Here is a 20,714-nt window from a genome sequence, read left to right as displayed (position 1 = left end):
GCGAAAGGGCCGGTACGGGCAGCCAAAAACGTTCAGGCTGACTCGCCTTCCACCCTGTCCCGCCCCGCCTGCTTGGCTGCATACACCCCCGCATCCGCCCGCAACAAAAGGGCATCGGCGCCCTCCCCCGGCCGCCATCCCGCCACACCAAAACTGGCCGTCACCTTGCCCACGCCGTCCACCGGCACATTGCGTAGCCCATGCCACAACTCCAGCGCCAGCAGCCGCGCTTGCTCGGCATCACTGCCTGGGCACAGCACCATGAATTCCTCTCCACCCAACCGGCAGAACACATCGGTACGCCGCAAGCGCTGGCCGATACGCTGGCACAGGCTGCGCAGCACCCGGTCGCCGACGGCATGGCCAAAGCGGTCGTTGATGTGCTTGAAGTGATCGATATCGAGCATGATCACGGCCAGCGCCAAGCCATCACGCTGAGCCCGCTCCAGTTCGACCTTGAGCCGTTCCTGGAAGTAGCGGCGGTTATGAATGCCGGTCAGTGAATCGGTCACCGACAGCGCCCGCAACTCTTCCTCCACACCCTTGAGGTCCGAGATGTCCGTCAGGTAGCCATGCCACAAGGTACAGCCCTGTTCTCCCACCTCCGGCGTCGCTTCGCCACGCACCCAGCGCAGGCCAGCACGTGGCAGGCACACCCGGTATTCCTCGCGCCAGGGTGCCTGGTGCTCGGCAGAGTAACGTACCGAACGGCGTACGCGCTCCAGGTCATCGGGGTGGATACGCTCGAACACCACCGAGGCATCTTCGCGCAACTGCTGCAGGTCCACTTCGTAGATGTCGTAAAGGCCTTTGCTGGCGTAGGGAAAACACGAATGCCCATCGGCATCCAGGCGATACTGATAAATACCGCCCGGCACCTCGGCACTGAGCTTTTCCAGCAGCCGGTCGCGCGCCGCCAGTGCCTCGTGTACCCGACGCCGCTCGGTGACATCGATGCAGATGGCCAGGTAACCAACCCACAGGCCCTGTTCGTCAAGCATGGCCGTGACCAGCATGTTGGCCACCAACTGGCTGCCATCGGCGCGTAGCAAGGTCCACTCAACCGGCTCGGCGCCTCGCTCGTAAACGGTTTCTGCAAACAGCGCCTGGCCACCGGCGATGTGCCGGCCAAAACGCTGGCTGAGCGCATGCGCACGCAGGCTCAATTCGTCCGGCAGCACCAGGTCCTCCAGGCGCAAATGGCCGATGGCCTGATTGGCCGAATAACCCAGCATACGCTCGGCCCCCGTGTTGAACGTGCTGACTTCGCCCTTGAGGTTGGTGGCAATAATGGCCACCTGGGTCGCGGCCTCCAATACACTGCGCAACTGATTATGGGTACCTCGCAAGGACTGTTCGCTGACCCGCAACTCGGCGGTACGCTGCTCGACCAGGGCCAGGGCACGCTGGCGCTGGCTGAACAGGCTGTAGAGCAAGCCACTGAGCAGCAGGCTCAACAACCCGCCCAGCAAGCCGACCGCCAGTACCGCCGATGTGCGATTGGCCCGCACGAAGGCCTGGCTCGGCAGGATGCTCAGCTGGAAGTGGTGGTCTGCCAGGTGCAGCAGCGGGTTGCTGCTCAGCGACAAGGGGGCAACCTGGTTCTGCGAGTCGTACAGCACTTGCGGCCCTTGCAACCCGGACGGGTCGACGATACGCACCACCAGGTTGTCATCCGCTGCCACAGGGCGCCCATCGCTGACCATCTCGCGCATGCTCAACAAAGCCACCACATAGCCCACTGCAGCGCCATGCGGGTTGGCATCGGAAAACACGGGGGCTACCAGCACCAAGCCGCGCGCGTACGAAGGAATATCGTACATGGCCAAGGGCTCGGACACCGCCATGCTGCCAGATCCGAGCGCCCGCACCAGGGCAGCCTGGAGCTCACCCTGGCCGGCAAGATCGAGTCCATAGGGCAGCCCGGGCATTTCACCGGATTGGGTATACAACACAGGGAAGTAATGGTCGCGCAGCGGCGCGGGGTGCCACTGGCCTTGCGCATCCTGGTCACGGATCACATAGCCCGGGCCGGAATGCTCGCGGGCATGCTGCTCGAACTCGGCGCGCTGCGCGGCTTCGACACGCGGCGCCCAGGCGTAGGCCAAGGTACGCTGCAGCAACGGCCGGGCGTAACCGTCAAATTCGCGTGGTGTCACTTCGTTGGAAAAGCTGATGAACCGCCGCAGGCCATCCAGGCGCTGCTGTTGTTCATCAAAACGCTCGGCAATACGGCTGTAACGTTCGCTGGCCAGCAACTCAAAGCGCTGGCGCAGCTGCTGCTTGTAAAACGCCTGTGCGGCCAGCGCCAAGGCGGCCGTCAACAGACCGCCCGCCACCAAAGCCACCAGCGCCACCGCCCACGCGGACACGGTCTCTGTGCACAGGCCAGATAACCGCGCACGCACGCCACACTTTGACATACACCCTTCTCGTCACGTCAGCGTCCTGCGGATTATCTTGCCCTGCCCACATTTATAGCCATTGGCCATTAGCCACGCAATGTACCTCGTCGGCTCAGCGCAGCTGCAGACGCCAGGCCCGGTGAATCCGGTTGTTACGGGCGAAGTCCGGGTCCAGGGTCTGGGCAGTGATTTCCTCCACCGCATAACGCGCCATCAGGTGCTCGTCCAGCTGGAACTTGCGGAAGTTGTTGGAGAAATACAACACGCCGCCCGGCGCCAGGCGGGCCATGGCCAGGTCTAGCAGTTGAACGTGGTCACGCTGCACGTCGAACACGCCTTCCATGCGCTTGGAGTTGGAGAAGGTGGGCGGGTCGATGAAAATCAGGTCGTAGCTGTCGCGGTTACCCTCCAGCCAGGCCATCACATCACCCTGCTCCAGGCGGTTGCGCTCAGAGAAGCCATTAAGCGCCAGGTTGCGCCGCGCCCAGTCCAGGTAGGTTTTCGACAGGTCGACGCTGGTGGTGCTGCGCGCACCGCCCTTGGCCGCATGCACGGTGGCAGTGGCGGTGTAGCAGAACAGGTTGAGGAAGCGCTTGTCGGCAGCCTCGCGCTGGATGCGCATGCGCATCGGGCGATGGTCGAGGAACAGCCCGGTGTCGAGGTAGTCGGTGAGGTTGACCAGCAGCTTGACGCCACCTTCGTTCACCTCCTGGAAACGGCCCTCGGTCGCCTGGCGTTCGTACTGGCGGGTGCCGCTCTGGCGCTCGCGGCGCTTGAGCACTACGCGCTGCGGCGAAATGCCCAGCGCCTGCGGGATGGCTGCCAACGCATCGAGCAGGCGCGCCTGGGCCTTTTCCGGGTCGATCGAGCGTGGCGCGGCATACTCCTGCACGTGTACCCAGTCATGGTACAGGTCAACAGCCAACGCGTACTCGGGCATGTCGGCATCGTACAGGCGGTAGCAGTCGACCTGTTCGCGACGGGCCCACTTGCCCAGTTGTTTGAGGTTTTTCTGCAAACGGTTGGCAAACATCTGCGCACCTTCCGAAAGGCGTGCCGGTTCGCTGGCAACGGCGGGTTGCTGGCGGGTTTGCGCGCCCTCAGGTTGTGCTTCGCGACGCTCGCCGGTGACGAACTGGTCAGGCTGCACCTTGAACAGCAGCAGCTTGCACGGCAAGGCGCCGTTCCAGAACGCGTACTGCTTGTGGCTGCGAATGCCCATGCGCTTGCCCAGCTGCGGCGCGCCGGTGAACACCGCTGCCTCCCAGCCCATGCAGGCCTGGCGCAGGCGCTCGCCGAGGTTCTGGTAGAGGTACAGCAGGCTGGCTTCATCACCCAGACGCTCGCCGTAGGGCGGGTTGCTGATGACCAGGCCTTTCTGGTTCTGGTCCGGGCGCGGCTCGAAGGTGCTGACTTCGCCCTGGTAGATTTTCACCCAGTCGCCCAGGCCGGCACGCTCGACGTTGTTGCGGCCCGGCTGGATCAGCCGCGGGTCGGCCTCGTAGCCACGGATCCACAGCGGAGGCTTGGCCAGGCCAGCCTGTGCACGCGCCTGCGCTTCGTCATGCACCTTGCGCCACAGCGCTGGCACATGGCCGAGCCAGGCACTGAAGCCCCAGCGCTCACGCTTGAGGTTGGGCGCGATGTCGGCGGCGATCATCGCGGCCTCGACCAGGAAGGTACCCACACCGCACATCGGGTCGGCCAACGCGCCCCCTTCAGCGGCAATGCGCGGCCAGCCAGAACGGATCAACACCGCAGCCGCCAGGTTTTCCTTCAGCGGCGCAGCACCTTGCTGCAGGCGATAGCCACGCTGGTGCAGGCTGTGGCCGGATAGGTCGAGGGAGAGAATGGCCTCGCCACGGTCCAGGCGCAGGTGTACACGCACGTCGGGGTCGATCTTTTCCACCGACGGGCGCAGGCCTTCGCGGTTGCGCAACTTGTCGACAATTGCGTCCTTGACCTTCAGCGCACCAAAGTGAGTGTTGTCGATGCCCGAGCCATGGCCACTGAACTCCACCGCCAGGGTGCCATCGGCTGCCAGGTGGTCGGCCCAGTCGACCGCGTGCACGCCATCGTAAAGGTCGTCGGCGTTCTTCATGGAGAAGCGCTTGAGCACCAACAACACCCGGTTGGCCAGGCGTGACCAGACACACAGGCGGTAGGCGGTTTCCATGTCGGCGACGCCGCGAATGGCCGAGGTGTGCTCACGCACTTCGTCCAGGCCAAGGCCTTTGGCTTCTTCGGCAAGCAGGCCTTCAAGGCCTTTGGGGCAGGTGAGGTAGAGTTCGAAACGGTCCGACATGAGTATTCCAGAGCCTTGGGCTATTGACTGACGAGGCAACGCATCACCCCGCGATGTTTGCCCGCAGGCCTTTCCAGCAGGCGTGCGGGTGGCCCTTCCTGGCACATGAACGTGCCGCGAAGGGCCAGGCCACCTGACCGATCTGCACTCGGCCCGGTGGCCAAGACAGCTTAGATCATCAGGCAGTATGAAAAATTCTGGCGATAACCGGGGCGATGTGACCCTTCGTCGCATTTCAAATTATTTCTGTCATCCGCAAGCAACGCTGGCGAAATGACGTCAATGTTCAGCAAACCCCGATCACAGCGGGCTCAACGCCAAACAAGGTTGAGTCGCATTTATTTACTTATCCCCTCACCCTAGGAAAGGTTACGTGCTTATGACAAATCGATCATTCACACCGTGACTCGCATTCGATAGAACTGGTCTCAGGCCGCTTCGCAACGAGGCGGCACCTTCAGCCCGCCACGCCGGCAGCGGGCGCAAACCGGCAGAAAGACTCTGCCCGGCCTCGGAGAGGCCGACGGGACATTACAGTCAACAAGTGAGGGCAACACCCTATGAGAAGACTTAAGCGTGATCCGTTGGAAAGAGCATATTCACGTGGCTACCAATACGGGGTCACCGGCAAATCCCGCGAACTTTGCCCCTTCAATCTTCCTTCTGTTCGCCAAGCCTGGATCAACGGCTGGCGCGAAGGTCGCGGTGATAACTGGGACGGAATGACTGGCACCGCTGGCATCCATAGACTCAACGAAAATCACGCCGTTGGCTGAACGAGGACACTGAATTCGAGTCACCATGCGCGCCCTATCCGGGCGGCGGGCTGCGGCCCAGGGGCCCCTTGACGGGGCCCTTTTTTATGCCTGCCGTTTAACCGCGCGGTAATGCCGCAATGGCATCGACCGCTTCACGGATCAACGCTGGCCCCTTGTAGATGAAGCCCGAGTAGATCTGTACCAGGCTCGCACCGGCAGCGATCTTCTCGGCAGCGTGACGACCTTCGGTAATGCCACCCGCGGCAATGATCGGCAACTTGCCGCCCAGCTCGCCTGCCAGCACCTTGACAATGTGGGTGCTCTTTTCCAGCACCGGCGCGCCCGACAGGCCACCCGCCTCGCCGCCATACGGCAGCCCCTCGACACCTTCACGGCCCAGCGTGGTGTTGGTGGCGATCACCGCATCCATACCCGACTCCATCAGCGCGGCAGCCACCAGCGCAGTTTCTTCGTCACTCATGTCCGGGGCGATCTTGATGGCCAGCGGTACACGCTTGCCATGGGTAGCAGCCAGTTGCTCGCGGCGTTCGGCCAGGGCATCGAGCAACTGCTTGAGCGAATCGCCGAACTGCAGGCTGCGCAGGCCCGGGGTATTCGGCGAGCTGACGTTGACGGTGATGTAGCTGGCGGCGGTGTACACCTTGTCCAGGCAGATCAGGTAGTCATCCACGGCGCGCTCGACTGGGGTGTCGAAGTTCTTGCCGATGTTGATGCCCAGCACGCCGTTGTAACGCGAGGCACGCACGCGGCCGAGCAAGTGATCGACGCCCAGGTTGTTGAAGCCCATGCGGTTGATGATGGCCGTCGCCTCCGGCAGGCGGAACAACCTTGGCTTGGGGTTGCCCGGTTGCGGACGCGGGGTGACGGTGCCGATTTCGACGAAGCCGAAGCCCAGCTGGGCAAAGCCGTCGATGGCCGCGCCGTTCTTGTCCAGGCCTGCGGCCAGGCCCACCGGGTTGGCGAAGTTCAAGCCCATGACCGAAACCGGCAATGCCGCCGGCTGCTTGCACAGCATGCCATTGAGGCCAAGACGGCCACCGGCACCGATCAGGTCCAGGGACAGGTCGTGGGAAGTTTCCGGGGAAAGCTTGAACAGCAGCTGGCGGGCCAGGGTATACATGGGCGGGCAAGGCTCGGGGTGAGTGAGGGGGCGATTATAGCCAGCCTAGGGCTGGCAGGACAGCAAATCGTGGGGCGGCTACGCGCCCCGGCAACCCTTGGCACATCGGTTGCACCGGTTTGGTCCACAGCCTTATCAGTACAGGCGAGGAACCTTGTGAACACCGTACCCCGAGCAACGCCCCTGGCCTGGGTCAATGGCAGTGACACGCCGGAAAAGCCCAGCCTGAACATCGGCTATATGGCCCTGACCGACTGCGCCTCGGTGGTGGTCGCCGCCACCCAGGGCTTCGCCCAGCAATACGGCCTTACCCTCAACCTCAAGCGCCAAGGCTCCTGGGCCGGGCTGCGCGACAAGCTGGTCAGCGGCGAGCTGGATGCCGCGCACTGCCTGTATGGCCTGGTCTATGCCGTGCACCTGGGCATCGGTGGCGTACCGGCCAGTGACATGGCCGTGCTCATGGGGCTGAACCAGAACGCGCAGGCCATCAACCTCTCCCCGGCCCTGCAGCGCAAAGGCGTGACCAACCCTGAAGCATTGGCGCGCCTGGTGCACCAGCATGGCGCACGCCTGACCTTCGCCCAGACCTTCCCCACCGGCACCCACGCCATGTGGCTGTATTACTGGCTGGCCAGCCAGGGCATCCACCCGCTGCGCGACGTGGACAGCGTAGTGGTGCCGCCGGCCCAGATGGCCGCGCATATCCAGGCGGGGCGCATCGACGGTTTCTGCGTGGGCGAACCTTGGGCCGCCGATGCTGTGGCCAAGGGCCAAGGCTTTACGCTGGCCACCAGCCAGTCGATATGGCCAGACCATCCGGAAAAGGTGCTGGCGTGTTCTCGCGCCTTCGCCGAACAATACCCCAACAGCGCCCGCGCGCTCATCAAAGCGATCCTCGCCGCCAGCCGGTTCATCGAGCAAAGCCCCGAAAACCGTCGCAGCACTGCGCAACTGCTTAGCGGCAACACGTACCTGGATACCCCGCTGGACAGCATCGAGCCACGTCTGCTCGGCCTCTATCAGGATGGCCTGGGCAACCACTGGCAAGACCCGCACGCCCTGCGCCTGTTCGACCAAGGCCGGGCCAACCTGCCTTACCTGTCCGACGGCATGTGGTTCATGACCCAGTTCCGCCGCTGGGGCCTGTTGCGCGAAGACCCCGACTACCTCGGTGTGGCTCGGCAGGTTCAGCAGTTGGCGCTGTACAGCGAGGCGGCGCAAAGCCTGGGCGTCGCGTGCCCCGAACAGCCGATGCGCAACAGCCTGCTGATCGATGGCACCCGCTGGGACGGCAGCGATCCTTATGGCTATGCCCGCAGCTTCAGCCTGCATGCCCTGGGCGACCTGCCCGATGCCCGCGTCGGCGCGTGAGGGGGACAACCATGTTGCGCATTCTGCTGATCGACGACACCCAGAACAAACTCGGCCGCCTCAAGGCGGCGTTGATCGAGGCCGGCTTCGAGGTTACCGAAGCCCCAGGCCTGACCATCGACCTGCCCGCCTGCGTCGAAACGGTGCGCCCGGATGTGGTGCTGATCGATACCGACTCACCGGACCGCGACGTGATGGAACAGGTGGTGCTGGTCAGCCGCGACCAGCCGCGCCCCATCGTGCTGTTCACCGACGAGCACGACCCTGGCGTGATGCGCCAGGCGATCCAGGCAGGCGTTAGTGCCTACATCGTCGAAGGCATCCATGCTGCGCGGCTGCAGCCGATTCTGGATGTGGCCATGGCCCGCTTTGAAAGTGACCAGGCGCTGAAGGCGCAGCTGCTGGCACGCGACCAGCAGTTGGCCGAACGCAAGCGCATCGAGCAGGCCAAGGGTTTGCTGATGAAGATGAAGGACTGCAACGAAGAACAGGCCTACACCCTGATGCGCCGACAGGCCATGAGCCGACAGCAGAAGCTGATCCAGGTGGCCGAGCAGATCATTGCCATGCACGAAATGCTGGGCTGACAACGCTCCCGTACGGGCCAAGTTGGCCCATCTCTTGCTGAACAAACATCACCGGTAGCCAACGGCGGTTGCCCCACTTAAATCCCGACAAAGACGTCGCTCTCCCCTCCACGACCGTGGAGCGGGTGGCGGCGTCTTTTTCGTTCCGTTGCATTGCCAAGTGAGGTGTTCGATGAGTACCAGCTTCTGGAAATCCGGGCATGTGCCCACGCTGTTCGCCGCGTTCCTGTACTTCGACCTCAGCTTCATGGTCTGGTACCTGCTGGGCCCGCTGGCGGTGCAGATTGCCGCCGACTTGCAACTGAGCGCACAACAACGGGGCCTGATGGTGGCCACGCCGATCCTGGCCGGGGCGATCCTGCGCTTCGCCATGGGCGTGCTGGTTGACCGCCTGTCACCCAAAACAGCCGGGCTGATCGGCCAAGTGATCGTCATCGTCGCCTTGGCGTGCGCCTGGCACCTGGGTGTGCACAGCTACGAACAGGCCCTGCTGCTGGGCGTGTTCCTCGGCTTTGCCGGTGCGTCGTTTGCCGTATCGTTGCCGCTGGCTTCACAGTGGTACCCGCCGCAGCATCAGGGCAAGGCCATGGGCATCGCCGGTGCCGGCAACTCCGGCACGGTGTTCGCCGCCCTGCTGGCCCCGGCGCTGGCTGCCGGCTTTGGCTGGAACAATGTGTTCGGTTTCGCGCTGATTCCGTTGTCGCTGGCGCTGGTGGTGTTCGCCCTGCTGGCGCGCAATGCGCCACAACGCCCCAAGCCAAAAGCGATGGCCGACTACCTCAAGGCCCTCGGCGACCGCGACAGCTGGTGGTTCATGTTTTTCTACAGCGTCACCTTTGGCGGCTTCATCGGCCTGGCCAGCGCCCTGCCCGGCTACTTCAGCGACCAGTACAGCCTGAGCCCGGTCACAGCCGGCTACTACACCGCCGCCTGCGTATTTGCCGGCAGCCTGATGCGCCCGCTCGGCGGCGCCCTGGCCGACCGCTTCGGGGGTATCCGCACCCTGTTGGGCATGTACAGCGTTGCAGCCATCTGCATCGCGGCAGTCGGTTTCAACCTGCCGTCCGCAGCCGCCGCACTGGCGCTGTTCGTAAGCGCCATGCTTGGCCTGGGCGCCGGTAATGGTGCGGTATTCCAGTTGGTACCACAGCGCTTCCGCCAGGAGATCGGCGTGATGACCGGGCTGATCGGCATGGCCGGCGGTATCGGTGGTTTCCTGCTGGCAGCCGGGCTTGGCACCATCAAGCAGCACACCGGTGACTACCAGCTGGGGTTGTGGCTGTTCGCCAGCCTTGGCCTGCTGGCCTGGTTCGGCCTGCATGGCGTGAAACAACGCTGGCGCACCACCTGGGGCTCGGCAGCCGTGACCGCTGCACGGGTCTGAGGGGCACCCATGAGCCTGCAACTGAAGTTCGCCCAAGCCAGCGCTACCGGGCCACGCGAGGAAAACCAGGATGCCCTGCGCCTGGTCACCCCGGCGCCAGAGCTGGCCGCCAGCAAGGGCTACCTGTTCGCCCTCGCTGACGGCGTCAGCCAATGCGCCGATGGCGGCCTGGCAGCACGCGCCAGTTTGCAGGCACTGGCGCTGGACTACTACGCCACCCCCGCCACCTGGAGCGTGGCCCAGGCCCTGGACCGCCTGTTGCTGGCTCAGAACCGCTGGTTGCGCGCCCAAGGCAGCGGCCAGCCATTGTTGACCACCCTTAGCGCACTGGTGCTACGGGGCCGGCGCTTCACGCTGGCCCATGTCGGTGATTGTCGCGTGTATCGCTGGCACGCCGGGCACTTGCAATGCCTGAGCGAAGACCATGTATGGGATCAACCGGGCATGCAGCATGTGCTGAAGCGCGCACTGGGCCTGGACCAACACCTGCTGGTGGATTACCTCGAAGGCGAACTGCAACCGGGTGAGTGCTTCCTGCTGCTCAGCGACGGGGTCTGGGCCAGCCTGGGCGACCAACACATCCAGGCCGTGCTGCGCGAACAAACCAACCTGCAACTGGCCGTCGACACACTGGTTGCCAGCGCGCATCTCAATGGCAGCCAAGACAATGCCAGTGCCTTGCTGGTACACGTCGAACAGCTGGGCACCGCCAACCTGGGCGATACCCTGGCGCAATTGCAGCAGTGGCCGGTGCCCGGCGCGCTGCGCGAAGGGCAACTGATTGATGACTGGCGGGCCGAACGCCTGCTTTCACAAAGCCGCCAGTCACTGCTGTACCGGGTGCGCGACAGCCAGGGCCAGCCTTGGCTGCTCAAGACCTTACCTGCCGAACGCGAGCAAGCATCCGGTGCTGCACAGGCGCTGTTGCTCGAAGAGTGGTTTCTGCGACGCGTTGCGGGCCGGCACTTCCCCGAGCTGCATGCAGCCAGCCATCGGCAACACTTGTACTACGTAATGCGCGAATACTCCGGTCAAAACCTTGCGACGTTGCTGGCCGAGCATGGTCCGCTGCCCCTGCCGCAGTGGCTCGAAATGGCCCGGCAACTGCTGCAGGCGGTTGGCGTGTTGCACCGGCGCAACCTGCTGCACCGCGACATCAAGCCAGACAACCTGCACCTGGGCAGCGATGGCCAACTGCGCCTGCTGGATTTCGGTCTGGCCTATTGCCCCGGCCTTTCCGAAGACTCGCCGCACGACGTGCCCGGCACGCCGTCGTACATCGCCCCGGAAGCGTTCGACGGCCAACCACCCAGCCCGCGCCAGGACCTGTATGCCGTGGGCGTGACGCTGTATCACCTGCTGACCGGGCACTACCCGTATGGCGAGGTGGAAGCCTTTCAGCGCCCGCGCTTCGGCCAGCCGGTCAACGCTGCACGCTACCGCCCCGACTTGCCGGAATGGCTGCAGCACAACCTGCAGCAGGCGGTGGCGGCCGACCCGGCGCAGCGCTTCGAAACGGCCGAACACTGGTTGTTGCTGCTTGAGCGTGGCGACCGTCAAGAGCTGCCTGACAGGCCGCGCCCCTTGTTGGAACGCGAGCCGTTGAAGGTATGGCGCACCCTAGCCCTGCTGTCGTTGCTACTCAACCTGATCCTGCTGCTTGGCCTGCTCAAAGGCTGAGCGCACCCTGCCAACGAGGAATACCCGATGAATGCAAAAGTCTGGCTGGTAGGCGCCGGCCCTGGCGACCCTGAACTGCTCACCCTCAAGGCCGTGCGTGCCTTGCAGCAAGCGGCAGTGGTAATGATCGACGACCTGGTCAACCCGGCGGTGCTGCAGCATTGCCCGCAGGCCCGGGTGATTGCCGTGGGCAAGCGCGGCGGGTGCCGCTCCACGCCACAAGCGTTCATCCAGCGCCTGATGCTGCGCCATGCTCGGCAAGGACGTTGCGTGGTACGGCTCAAGGGTGGAGATCCGTGCATTTTCGGCCGTGGCGGCGAAGAGGCACTGTGGCTACAGGGGCATGGTATTGAGGTGGAGTTGGTCAACGGCATCACGGCCGGTCTGGCAGGCGCCACGCAATGCGGGATTTCGCTGACCTCACGCGGGGTGAGCCGAGGGGTAACGCTGGTAACGGCGCATACGCAGGACGACAGCGAGCTGAACTGGGAGGCATTGGCCCAGGGTGGAACGACGTTGGTGGTGTACATGGGGGTCGCGCGACTGGAGCAGATTCGCCAGGGGTTGCTGGAGGGTGGCATGGCACCCGGAATGCCAGTGGCGATGATCGAGAATGCCTCATTGCCGCAACAGCGAGAGTGCAGGAGCGATGTGCGGGGGATGGTCAAAGATGCGCAGGGATTTGGTTTGCGTAGCCCGGCGATTCTGGTGATTGGCGAGGTGGTTGACGAACGACAGGTTCAGAGACTGTTGGCAGTCGCCGGGTAAAATCCGAGCAAAGAAAAACCCGGCCGAGGCCGGGTTTTTCATGAAACATCAGGCCAATTACTTGGACTGAGCTTCTACCTGAGCTTCAACGCGACGGTTGATAGCACGGCCTTCTTCGGTGGCGTTGTCAGCAACCGGACGGGTTTCGCCGTAGCCTACCGAGTCAACACGGCTGGATTCTACGCCGTACTGCTGGGTCAGCACTTGCTTGACAGCGTTGGCACGACGCTCGGACAGCTTCTGGTTGTAAGCGTCTGGACCCACGGAGTCAGTGTGACCTTCAACCACGGTGGTGGTTTGTGGGTACTGCTTCATGAAGTCAGCCAGGTTTTTGATGTCGCCGTAGCTGTTTGGCTTGACGACCGACTTGTCGAAGTCGAACTTGACGTCCAGCTCAACACGAACGACTTCGGCAACAGCCGGGCAGCCGTCGGCGTCAACGGTAACGTTGGCCGGGGTGTCTGGGCACTTGTCGACGTTGTCGCAAACGCCGTCGTTGTCGGAGTCGGAGCAGACTTCAGCAACTGGAGCCGGAGCGGCTGCGGCTTGCTTCGGGCTACCGCCGAAGTTCAGGCCAACACCAACGCTTGGAGCCCACTCGGTGTCGCCCTGGTCGATGTTGTACTGAGCTTCTACGCCGGCACGGGCGTAGAACATGTCGGTGATGTACCACTTGGCGCCAGCGCCAACGTTGGCGAAGGTGGAGTGGTCACGACCGCCACGGCCGGTCTGGCCCAGCGACTGGTGCGAGAAACCAGCGGAAACGTACGGACGGATAGCGTCGTACGGGTTGTTGAAGTGGTAAACGGCGTCCAGGGCGGTGTTCGAGCCCTTGATGTTCTTGCCGTCTTCGCCACGAGCGTTGTGTACTTCGTCGTAGCCCAGACGCAGTTCAACGTCGTCGGTCAGGAAGTAACCGATCGAGCCGCCGAACAGGTTGCCGTCGTTCTTGAAGTCGCGCTGGCTGTCGAAGAATTCTTTCTTGTAGAAAACTTCGGTCTCGACGGCGCCTTGACCTTGTGCCATAGCGCCAATCGAAGTGGCGGCTACGAGCGAACCAATGGCCAAGCCCAAGGTGTTTTTCAATTTCATCCGTTAAATCCCCATCTGGTGATAGTTAAGCCGTCCCACCACAAACACGGGGGACAACTCGACGGCAAGTCTAGCAGAACTCGCCGATTCGTTAGAGATATTTGCACGCCACTAAGTTTCATCGAGGCCGGCAAATTTCTCCCGAAGCTTGTCTAGCGCGCGCTTGTAGCGCATTTTTGTCGCGCTCAGGCCCATGTGCATGATGTCGGCAATTTCCTGAAATTCCAGCTCTGCGACAAAACGAAGCACCAGAATTTCGCGGTCAATCGGGTTCACATGCACCAGCCATTTGTCCAGCCCGCCTTTTTCTTCCGGCTTCGGGGCCTTGTCTTCGGACGCCTCTTCGACAGGGTCCAGACTCAAGGCATCCATCAACCGGCGTTTACGGCGCTCCTTGCGGTACTGGGTAATGCACTCGTTGTAGGTGATGCTGTAGAGCCAGGTCTTGAACTTGGATTTACCTTCGAAGTTCTTCAGGCCGTACAGCACTTTCAGCATCACTTCCTGACAGACATCGTCCGCGTCCCGGTCGTTCCCCAGATAACGCGCACAGACGTTGAACAGGGTCCGTTGGTAGCGCCGCATGAGCTCTTCATAGGCGCGGGTAACGTGGTACAGCTCCTCATGCGAACGCGCCACCAACTCTTCGTCGGTGAGCTCGCGGGGGTCATAACGCATGGGCGGCGAATGAACTTTATTCAAAACGGATCTGGCCGACAGTCAGGTCAATGTCGCCGCGCGACCCCGTGGGTCGAATTTCGCGGCGGCATACATTAACAGCTTTTGTGCGGTTAGCGGCTATTGACACGCTGCTCGAGCAACTCGCGGTTGGACAGCGACACCAGTTCGCCATCATCGGTCAGCAGCGTTGTCTTGACCGTGCCGATTTCCTCGATGTGCCCTTCAACCTCTCCAATCCGCACCTGCTGGCCGACCTGATACAGCTCGCGCACGTAAATGCCGGCCAGGATCTGCCCGGCGATTTCGCGGCTGCCAAGGCCCATAGCCAAGGCAACGGCCAGACCAACGGTAATCAGCCCGATGACGATAACGTGGTTCAGCAGGTCGGTTTTCACCTCCAGCTGGCTGATGGCCACCGAGATGCTGATGATGATCACCAGGCCCTGGGTAATGCGCCCAAGCCCTGCCGAGTATTCCAGGCCGATGCCTTCGGCAGCGCCACGCACCAGGCCATTGGCAACCTGTGCCAGCAGCACGCCGGCCAGCAGCACCAAGGCCGCGCCGAACACCTTGGGCAGGTACAGGGCAAGCATGTCAAGGGTGGCCGACACCCGCTCCAGGCCCAGCGACTCGGCGGCCGAGACCAGGAAGATGAGCAACACGAACCAGTAGACGATCTTGCCGATCAGGGTCGAGATCGGCACCTGAATGCCGACCCGGCCAAGCATCTTGGTGAGGCCGGTGCCGGCCATCAGGCGGTCCAGGCCAAACTTGGCCAGCAGCTTGGACAGCAGTGTGTCGAGCAGCTTGGCCACCACGAAACCCAGCAGCACCACGACCAGCGCGCCGAACAGGTTGGGGATGAAGTTCGCTACCTTGGTCCAAAGGGCAGTCATTGCGGTGACCAGGCTCTGGGTCCAGAGATCGAGTTCCATATTCAATCGGCCTTATCTGCTTTGCTGCCGGTGGCAGCGTTGCGGGAAGAGTGTCGACGCACCGGCGCGACATGCGCCGAGCCATTATTGACGGCGATGAGCAGCGCCTGGCTCCAGCGGCCAAGCAGGCTGAACAGATCACCCGCGCCAACCTGGCGGTTGGCGGTTTTCAGTACGCGACCCAGGCAAGCGGCGTCGTCCCGGTCGTCCCGGTCATTGCCGGAGGGTGACGCCTTGAGCAGGTCGCGCAGGGATTCTTCAAACGGATCGTGCATGGGCACCTCGCGCAGTGTCAGCAAGAGACGAGATGGCCGGGCAATGGGTCACACAACCCATTGGTACGAATGTTTCAAAATGCACACCTAAACCCATCGCAACCGCCGGAACAGCCACCACTGCCCCACCGCCAGCCCCAGCACGACGATGCACGCGAACAGAAAGCCCAACGGGTTATCCGCCCCCGGAATACCGCCGACATTGATGCCCAGCAGTCCGGTGATGAAGCTCATGGGCAAAAAGATGCAGGTGATGATGCCAAAACGGTACATGGTGCGATTCATCCGCTCGCTGCGCCGCCGGTCTTCGCTTTCCAGCACCAGCGCAGCGCGCTCGCGGGTCAGCTCCAGTTCTTCGAGGTAGCGAATCAGGCTGTTATTGAGCTCGTTCCAGTAATCGGCGTCGGCATTGGCGAACCAGCTCCATTTGCTGCGCGACAACTGGGCGTAGATTTCCCGTTGCGGGGCAAGAAAGCGGCGCAGGCCGGCGGCACGACGGCGGATCTGCTGCAGGCTGCCATGCTCAGGGGTGTACCGCTCGTCGGTTTCGACCTTTTCTTCTTCCAGGTCGACCAATTCGGCCAGATCACTCACCAAGCCCTGAACCTTTTCAGTCAGCAGTTCGCCCATCAACAGCAACAGTTCGGAGGCCGATTTCGGCCCCCTGCCCTGTTCCAGTTGCTGGAGAATTTCGTCACTGGCACGCAACGGCCTGAGGCGCAACGAGATAACCCGCTGTGCCTCGGCGAAAATACGTACCGAAACCATGTCTTCAGGCTCGGCACCCGGGTTGAGGTTGACCCCGCGCAGGAACAGCAGCAGCTGTTCGTCCGCCATGGGCAGCAGGCGCGGCCGGGTGTTTTCTTCCAGCAGCAGCTCGCAGGCGAACTCGCTCAGGCCACTGTCATGCAGTAGCCAGGTACGGGTTTGCGGATGGCTGCGGTCCCAATGCAGCCACAGGCTCTGCTCTGGTTGCAGTTGCAAGCTGTCCAGTTCGGTACGGGCAATCGAGCGCGCGCCGCCTTTACCATCGAGCACCAGGGCATGCACCAGCCCCCACTGCGCGTTGTCTTCCTCGAACATCAAAGCTCCATCAGCGCGTGGGGCGCATCACTCCGGCATTTTCAGCGGGCTTGGCGAAACGAGTACGCCATTGTTGTCGGCATACACGTACTCGCCCGGGCGGAAGGTAACGCCGGCGAAGGTCACCACCACATTGAGGTCACCGATACCACGCTTGTCGGTTTTCATCGGGTGGCTGGCCAGGGCCTGCACCCCGACGTCGGTCTGGATCAGCACATCGACGTCACGCACGCAGCCATAGATCACCAGGCCTTCCCAACCGTTTTTGGCGGCTTTTTCCGCAAGCATATCGCCCAGCAGCGCACGGCGCAGCGAACCACCACCATCGACCACCAGGACCTTGCCCTTGCCGTCGAGTTCGACCTGCTCCTTCACCAGCGAGTTGTCCTCGAAGCACTTGATGGTGACGATCTGGCCACCGAACGAATCGCGGCCGCCAAAATTGCTGAACATGGGTTCCAGCACGTGTACCAGGTCGGGGTAGGCGTCACACAGGTCGGGCGTTACGTAATGCTGCATGGGAAGCTCCTGTCAGTCACAACGAAAGCGGGTATCGGCCAAGGCTACACCTTGGAGGCCATTGCAGTCATCCGGGACCGGGCAGTCATTTGTATTCATCCTGTACCGGCCCTTTCGCGGGCACGCCCACGAAGAGGCCGACCCAGGCGATGCAAGATCAACTGACTGGCAAAGGTTCCTGAGCCACCGTGGACGCATGCACCGGCAGCAATGGATCACGCAACCAGCGCTCCACCAACGGCCATACCTGCGCCTGCGCAGCCTTGCTCACCAGCATGTCGACATGCCCAAAGGCCTCAAAACCTTCCTCACGCCCCAGCCGCAAGAACTGCTTGCGCTCGCCCCCCAACTGCTCGAACAGCTTGCGGCAGGCCCACACCGGGTCCTGGAAGTCCCCCGCGCCGGCCACTGCCAGCAGGGGCACATCCACCTCTGCCAGCCCTGCCCACCAGTCGTTCTGCTTGTCGCCAAAGCGTCCGAACAGGCCATGCCAGCGCATGCTTTCCAGCGCCAGGCCAATCGGCTCGTCTTCCGGCCCACGTTTGAAGCGTGGCCCGGATATCTGCCCCCAGCGCTTGAGCACCAGCTTCGCACCCCACACCAGCGGTGGCACCTTCAACGGCCAGTAGACACGGCTGATCTGGGTGCCGAACAGCGCCACGCTGGCCACCTGTTCGGCACCCAGGAAACCACCTCCAAGCGCCGCCACCAGAGTGGTGCCGCCCAAGGAATGGCCAACCCAGTGCGGCGCCTGGCCCGACTGCTCGCGCACGAACGCGGCAATCAGTGGCAGGTCATCACGGGCATAGGCCGCAACGCTGTTGTGCTGCCAGGCATGGTTGCGTGGTGACAGGCCGTGACCGCGCATTTCCGGGATCCACACATCGAAACCGGCACGGGCGAGGTAGGCGCCCAGGCCAATACCTTTGGGCGAATACCAGAAACGCCGGTTGGAAAAACTGCCGTGCAGAAGAATGACCGGCACGCCCTGGGCACGGCCATGGTCGGCCAACCCCAGGCGGGTGATGGCCAGCTCGACGCTAGGGTCCGGGCCGTTGCCAGCCTTGATCCGGTACACGTCTTCGCTGAGGTCGCCGCGGCGCTCGGCACTGAGCAGGGCCACGGGGAATAGAGTGCTGCTGCTTTGCATAAGGTTGCTTGGTGCACAAAAAAGGGCGGGATCCATTGCTGGAACTCGCCCTGGAAAAAACCAGGCGGGGGTACGCCAGACGTCCCCCCGCGTTTTACTGCATCAGGCCGCGCCTTGGCCTTCGGCCAGGAAGAACCAGGTTTCGAGTACCGAGTCCGGGTTCAGCGACACGCTTTCGATGCCTTGCTCCATCAGCCATTTGGCCAGGTCCGGGTGGTCCGATGGGCCCTGGCCGCAGATGCCGATGTACTTGCCGGCCTTGTTGCACGCGGCAATGGCGTTGGCCAGCAGCTTCTTGACGGCAGGGTTACGCTCGTCGAACAGGTGGGCGATGATGCCCGAGTCGCGGTCCAGGCCCAGGGTCAGCTGGGTCAGGTCGTTGGAGCCGATCGAGAAGCCGTCGAAGTACTCCAGGAACTCTTCGGCCAGGATGGCGTTGGACGGCAGCTCGCACATCATGATCACGCGCAGGCCGTTGTCGCCACGGGCCAGCCCGTTTTCGGCGAGCAGGTCGACCACTTGGCTGGCTTCGCCCAAGGTGCGTACGAACGGCACCATGATCTCGACGTTGGTCAGGCCCATCTCGTTGCGCACGCGCTTGAGGGCACGGCACTCGAGCTCGAAGCAGTCACGGAACGATTCGCTGATGTAACGCGAAGCGCCACGGAAGCCCAACATCGGGTTTTCTTCTTCCGGCTCGTACAGCTTGCCGCCGATCAGGTTGGCGTACTCGTTGGACTTGAAGTCCGACAGGCGCACGATGACCTTTTTCGGGTAGAAGGCCGCCGCCAGGGTGCTGATGCCTTCGACCAGTTTCTCGACGTAGAAGCCGACCGGGTCGTTGTAACCGGCAATGCGCTTGTCGACGCTGTCTTTCAGGTCGGCAGGCAGGCCGGCATAGTTCAGCAGTGCCTTGGGGTGCACACCGATCATGCGGTTGATGATGAACTCCAGGCGCGCCAGGCCGACACCGGCGTTGGGCAACTGGGCGAAGTCGAAGGCGCGGTCCGGGTTACCGACGTTCATCATGATCTTGAACGGCAGCTCCGGCATGGCGTCGACGGAGTTCTGCTTGACGTCAAAGCCCAGCTCGCCTTCGAAGATGAAGCCGGTATCGCCTTCGGCGCAGGACACGGTCACGCCCTGGCCGTCTTTGAGCACCTGGGTGGCGTTGCCGCAACCGACCACGGCCGGAATGCCCAGCTCGCGGGCAATGATCGCCGCGTGGCAGGTTCGGCCGCCACGGTTGGTGACGATGGCGCTGGCGCGCTTCATCACCGGTTCCCAGTCCGGGTCGGTCATGTCGGAAACCAGTACGTCGCCCGGCTGGACCTTGTCCATTTCCGAAACGTCGTTGATCACGCGCACTTTGCCGGCGCCGATGCGCTGGCCGATGGCACGGCCTTCGACCAGTACGGTGCCTTTTTCTTTCAGCAGGTAGCGTTCCATGACGTTGGCGCTGGAACGGCTTTTCACGGTCTCAGGGCGCGCCTGGACAATGTACAGCTTGCCGTCGTCACCGTCCTTGGCCCACTCGATGTCCATCGGGCGCTGGTAGTGCTGCTCGATGATCATGGCCTGTTTGGCCAGCTCGCTGACCTCGGCATCGGTCAGGCAGAAGCGTGCGCGCTCGGCGCGGTCCACTTCCACGGTCTTGACCGAACGGCCGGCCTTGGCTTCTTCGCCGTAGACCATCTTGATGGCCTTGCTGCCCAGGTTGCGGCGCAGGATGGCCGGGCGGCCGGCCTGCAGGGTGTTCTTGTGCACGTAGAATTCGTCAGGGTTGACCGCACCCTGCACCACGGTTTCACCCAGCCCGTAGGCGCCCGTGATGAACACCACGTCGCGGAAGCCCGACTCGGTGTCGAGGGTGAACATGACGCCGGCGGTGCCGGTTTCGGAGCGGACCATGCGCTGCACGCCAGCAGACAGGGCCACCAGCTTGTGGTCGAAGCCCTGGTGCACGCGGTAGGCGATGGCGCGGTCGTTGAACAGCGAGGCGAACACTTCCTTGGCCGCGCGGATCACGTTGTCGACGCCACGGATGTTGAGGAAGGTTTCCTGCTGGCCTGCGAACGAGGCGTCCGGCAGGTCTTCGGCAGTGGCCGAGGAGCGCACGGCAACCGCCATGTTGTCGTTGCCGGCAGCCATCGCGGCGAAGGCGGTTCGGATTTCCGAATCCAGACGTGCCGGGAACTCGGCTTCCATGACCCACTGGCGAATCTGCGCGCCGGTTTTGGTCAGGGCATTGATGTCATCCACGTCCAGCGCGTCGAGCGCGGCATGGATCCGGTCGTTGAGACCACTCTGTTCGAGAAAATCGCGGTACGCCTGCGCCGTAGTGGCAAAGCCGCCCGGCACCGATACACCAGCACCTGCAAGGTTGCTGATCATCTCGCCCAGGGATGCGTTCTTGCCCCCCACATGCTCCACATCATGGACGCCGAGCTTATCGAGGGAAACTACGTACTCTACCAAGGTGATCTCTCCACTAACTGTGTTGGAAAAGCTCAAAAGGCGCCCGCCTGTCTTCTGTGACTTGGCCGGGCGTTTGTGGCCTGTACCTGGAAAATAAGTGAG

17 protein-coding genes are annotated in these 20,714 nt (G+C 62.9%); 6 read left to right on the top strand and 11 right to left on the bottom strand.

Features of this window, described 5'->3' with window-relative positions; all coding sequences use genetic code 11:
* Positions 1-32: 32 nt before the first annotated feature.
* Together PM2_RS16540 and rlmKL are read right to left on the bottom strand one after the other, a co-directional pair.
* The gene (locus PM2_RS16540) at positions 33-2,423 is read right to left on the bottom strand and encodes a sensor domain-containing diguanylate cyclase (RefSeq protein ID WP_028699268.1); all 2,391 of its coding nucleotides are present in this window, start codon (positions 2,421-2,423) and stop codon (positions 33-35) included.
* A gap of 94 nt (positions 2,424-2,517) precedes the next feature.
* Positions 2,518-4,710: a bifunctional 23S rRNA (guanine(2069)-N(7))-methyltransferase RlmK/23S rRNA (guanine(2445)-N(2))-methyltransferase RlmL gene (gene rlmKL, locus PM2_RS16535; protein ID WP_027609585.1), complete on the bottom strand. Its 2,193-nt coding sequence runs from the start codon at positions 4,708-4,710 to the stop codon at positions 2,518-2,520.
* A 560-nt stretch (positions 4,711-5,270) separates the two neighbouring features.
* On the opposite strand from rlmKL, the gene rmf reads away from it, so the two are divergent.
* Entirely contained in the window at positions 5,271-5,486 is a 216-nt protein-coding gene (gene rmf / locus PM2_RS30145; RefSeq protein WP_003248687.1) for a ribosome modulation factor, read from the top strand.
* A 97-nt stretch (positions 5,487-5,583) separates the two neighbouring features.
* Here rmf and PM2_RS16530 read toward each other — a convergent pair whose 3' ends face one another.
* Positions 5,584-6,609 (bottom strand): quinone-dependent dihydroorotate dehydrogenase, encoded by a 1,026-nt coding sequence (locus tag PM2_RS16530; RefSeq protein ID WP_016714856.1) that lies wholly within the window; start codon positions 6,607-6,609, stop codon positions 5,584-5,586.
* A gap of 156 nt (positions 6,610-6,765) precedes the next feature.
* Here PM2_RS16530 and PM2_RS16525 point away from each other — a divergent pair, with 156 nt between their 5' ends.
* The 5 genes from PM2_RS16525 to cobA all read left to right on the top strand — a co-directional run bounded on the left by PM2_RS16525 (position 6,766) and on the right by cobA (position 12,399).
* Complete coding sequence (locus PM2_RS16525) at positions 6,766-7,980, top strand: CmpA/NrtA family ABC transporter substrate-binding protein (RefSeq protein WP_028699269.1); 1,215 nt, start codon at positions 6,766-6,768, stop codon at positions 7,978-7,980.
* 11 nt (positions 7,981-7,991) lie between these two features.
* Positions 7,992-8,567 (top strand): ANTAR domain-containing response regulator, encoded by a 576-nt coding sequence (locus PM2_RS16520; protein ID WP_016714854.1) that lies wholly within the window; start codon positions 7,992-7,994, stop codon positions 8,565-8,567.
* 172 nt (positions 8,568-8,739) lie between these two features.
* Positions 8,740-9,951 carry a nitrate/nitrite transporter gene (locus PM2_RS16515; protein ID WP_016714853.1) on the top strand — a complete coding sequence of 404 codons (1,212 nt, stop codon included), beginning with the start codon at positions 8,740-8,742 and terminating at the stop codon, positions 9,949-9,951.
* A 9-nt stretch (positions 9,952-9,960) separates the two neighbouring features.
* On the top strand, positions 9,961-11,631 hold the full coding sequence (locus tag PM2_RS16510; protein ID WP_016714852.1) for a bifunctional protein-serine/threonine kinase/phosphatase: 1,671 nt from the start codon (positions 9,961-9,963) through the stop codon (positions 11,629-11,631).
* A gap of 27 nt (positions 11,632-11,658) precedes the next feature.
* The gene (gene cobA, locus PM2_RS16505) at positions 11,659-12,399 is read left to right on the top strand and encodes a uroporphyrinogen-III C-methyltransferase (RefSeq protein WP_016714851.1); all 741 of its coding nucleotides are present in this window, start codon (positions 11,659-11,661) and stop codon (positions 12,397-12,399) included.
* Positions 12,400-12,456: 57 nt separating this feature from the next.
* Here cobA and PM2_RS16500 read toward each other — a convergent pair whose 3' ends face one another.
* The 8 genes from PM2_RS16500 to ppsA all read right to left on the bottom strand — a co-directional run bounded on the left by PM2_RS16500 (position 12,457) and on the right by ppsA (position 20,612).
* On the bottom strand, positions 12,457-13,491 hold the full coding sequence (locus PM2_RS16500) for an OmpA family protein (protein WP_016714850.1): 1,035 nt from the start codon (positions 13,489-13,491) through the stop codon (positions 12,457-12,459).
* A gap of 111 nt (positions 13,492-13,602) precedes the next feature.
* The gene (sigX, locus tag PM2_RS16495; RefSeq protein ID WP_003248665.1) at positions 13,603-14,169 is read right to left on the bottom strand and encodes an RNA polymerase sigma factor SigX; all 567 of its coding nucleotides are present in this window, start codon (positions 14,167-14,169) and stop codon (positions 13,603-13,605) included.
* A 113-nt stretch (positions 14,170-14,282) separates the two neighbouring features.
* The gene (locus tag PM2_RS16490) at positions 14,283-15,107 is read right to left on the bottom strand and encodes a mechanosensitive ion channel family protein (protein WP_004376138.1); all 825 of its coding nucleotides are present in this window, start codon (positions 15,105-15,107) and stop codon (positions 14,283-14,285) included.
* Positions 15,108-15,109: 2 nt separating this feature from the next.
* Complete coding sequence (locus PM2_RS16485; protein WP_014591816.1) at positions 15,110-15,382, bottom strand: hypothetical protein; 273 nt, start codon at positions 15,380-15,382, stop codon at positions 15,110-15,112.
* A gap of 87 nt (positions 15,383-15,469) precedes the next feature.
* Positions 15,470-16,465 (bottom strand): divalent cation transporter CmaX, encoded by a 996-nt coding sequence (cmaX, locus tag PM2_RS16480; protein WP_016714848.1) that lies wholly within the window; start codon positions 16,463-16,465, stop codon positions 15,470-15,472.
* A gap of 27 nt (positions 16,466-16,492) precedes the next feature.
* Positions 16,493-16,984 (bottom strand): ribonuclease E activity regulator RraA, encoded by a 492-nt coding sequence (gene rraA / locus PM2_RS16475; protein ID WP_016714847.1) that lies wholly within the window; start codon positions 16,982-16,984, stop codon positions 16,493-16,495.
* A 157-nt stretch (positions 16,985-17,141) separates the two neighbouring features.
* A complete protein-coding gene (locus PM2_RS16470; protein WP_028699270.1) occupies positions 17,142-18,134 on the bottom strand; it encodes an alpha/beta fold hydrolase in 993 nt (330 codons plus the stop codon).
* Positions 18,135-18,236: 102 nt separating this feature from the next.
* Positions 18,237-20,612, bottom strand: a complete 2,376-nt coding sequence (gene ppsA, locus PM2_RS16465; RefSeq protein ID WP_016714845.1) for a phosphoenolpyruvate synthase — start codon at positions 20,610-20,612, stop codon at positions 18,237-18,239.
* Between the last annotated feature and the right edge of the window lie 102 nt (positions 20,613-20,714).

The sequence above is a fragment of the Pseudomonas monteilii NBRC 103158 = DSM 14164 genome (genome assembly GCF_000730605.1).
GTDB lineage: Bacteria > Pseudomonadota > Gammaproteobacteria > Pseudomonadales > Pseudomonadaceae > Aquipseudomonas > Aquipseudomonas monteilii.
This window is presented reverse-complemented; position numbering and strand designations above follow the sequence as displayed.

Coding starts and splice junctions, on each gene's coding strand:
- PM2_RS16540 (WP_028699268.1), bottom strand. CDS start 2,423: ATGTCAAAGTGTGGCGTGCGTGCGCGGTTATCTGGCCTGTGCACAGAG.
- rlmKL (WP_027609585.1), bottom strand. CDS start 4,710: ATGTCGGACCGTTTCGAACTCTACCTCACCTGCCCCAAAGGCCTTGAA.
- rmf (WP_003248687.1), top strand. CDS start 5,271: ATGAGAAGACTTAAGCGTGATCCGTTGGAAAGAGCATATTCACGTGGC.
- PM2_RS16530 (WP_016714856.1), bottom strand. CDS start 6,609: ATGTATACCCTGGCCCGCCAGCTGCTGTTCAAGCTTTCCCCGGAAACT.
- PM2_RS16520 (WP_016714854.1), top strand. CDS start 7,992: ATGTTGCGCATTCTGCTGATCGACGACACCCAGAACAAACTCGGCCGC.
- PM2_RS16515 (WP_016714853.1), top strand. CDS start 8,740: ATGAGTACCAGCTTCTGGAAATCCGGGCATGTGCCCACGCTGTTCGCC.
- PM2_RS16510 (WP_016714852.1), top strand. CDS start 9,961: ATGAGCCTGCAACTGAAGTTCGCCCAAGCCAGCGCTACCGGGCCACGC.
- cobA (WP_016714851.1), top strand. CDS start 11,659: ATGAATGCAAAAGTCTGGCTGGTAGGCGCCGGCCCTGGCGACCCTGAA.
- PM2_RS16500 (WP_016714850.1), bottom strand. CDS start 13,491: ATGAAATTGAAAAACACCTTGGGCTTGGCCATTGGTTCGCTCGTAGCC.
- sigX (WP_003248665.1), bottom strand. CDS start 14,169: ATGCGTTATGACCCCCGCGAGCTCACCGACGAAGAGTTGGTGGCGCGT.
- PM2_RS16490 (WP_004376138.1), bottom strand. CDS start 15,107: ATGGAACTCGATCTCTGGACCCAGAGCCTGGTCACCGCAATGACTGCC.
- PM2_RS16485 (WP_014591816.1), bottom strand. CDS start 15,382: ATGCACGATCCGTTTGAAGAATCCCTGCGCGACCTGCTCAAGGCGTCA.
- cmaX (WP_016714848.1), bottom strand. CDS start 16,465: ATGTTCGAGGAAGACAACGCGCAGTGGGGGCTGGTGCATGCCCTGGTG.
- rraA (WP_016714847.1), bottom strand. CDS start 16,984: ATGCAGCATTACGTAACGCCCGACCTGTGTGACGCCTACCCCGACCTG.
- PM2_RS16470 (WP_028699270.1), bottom strand. CDS start 18,134: ATGCAAAGCAGCAGCACTCTATTCCCCGTGGCCCTGCTCAGTGCCGAG.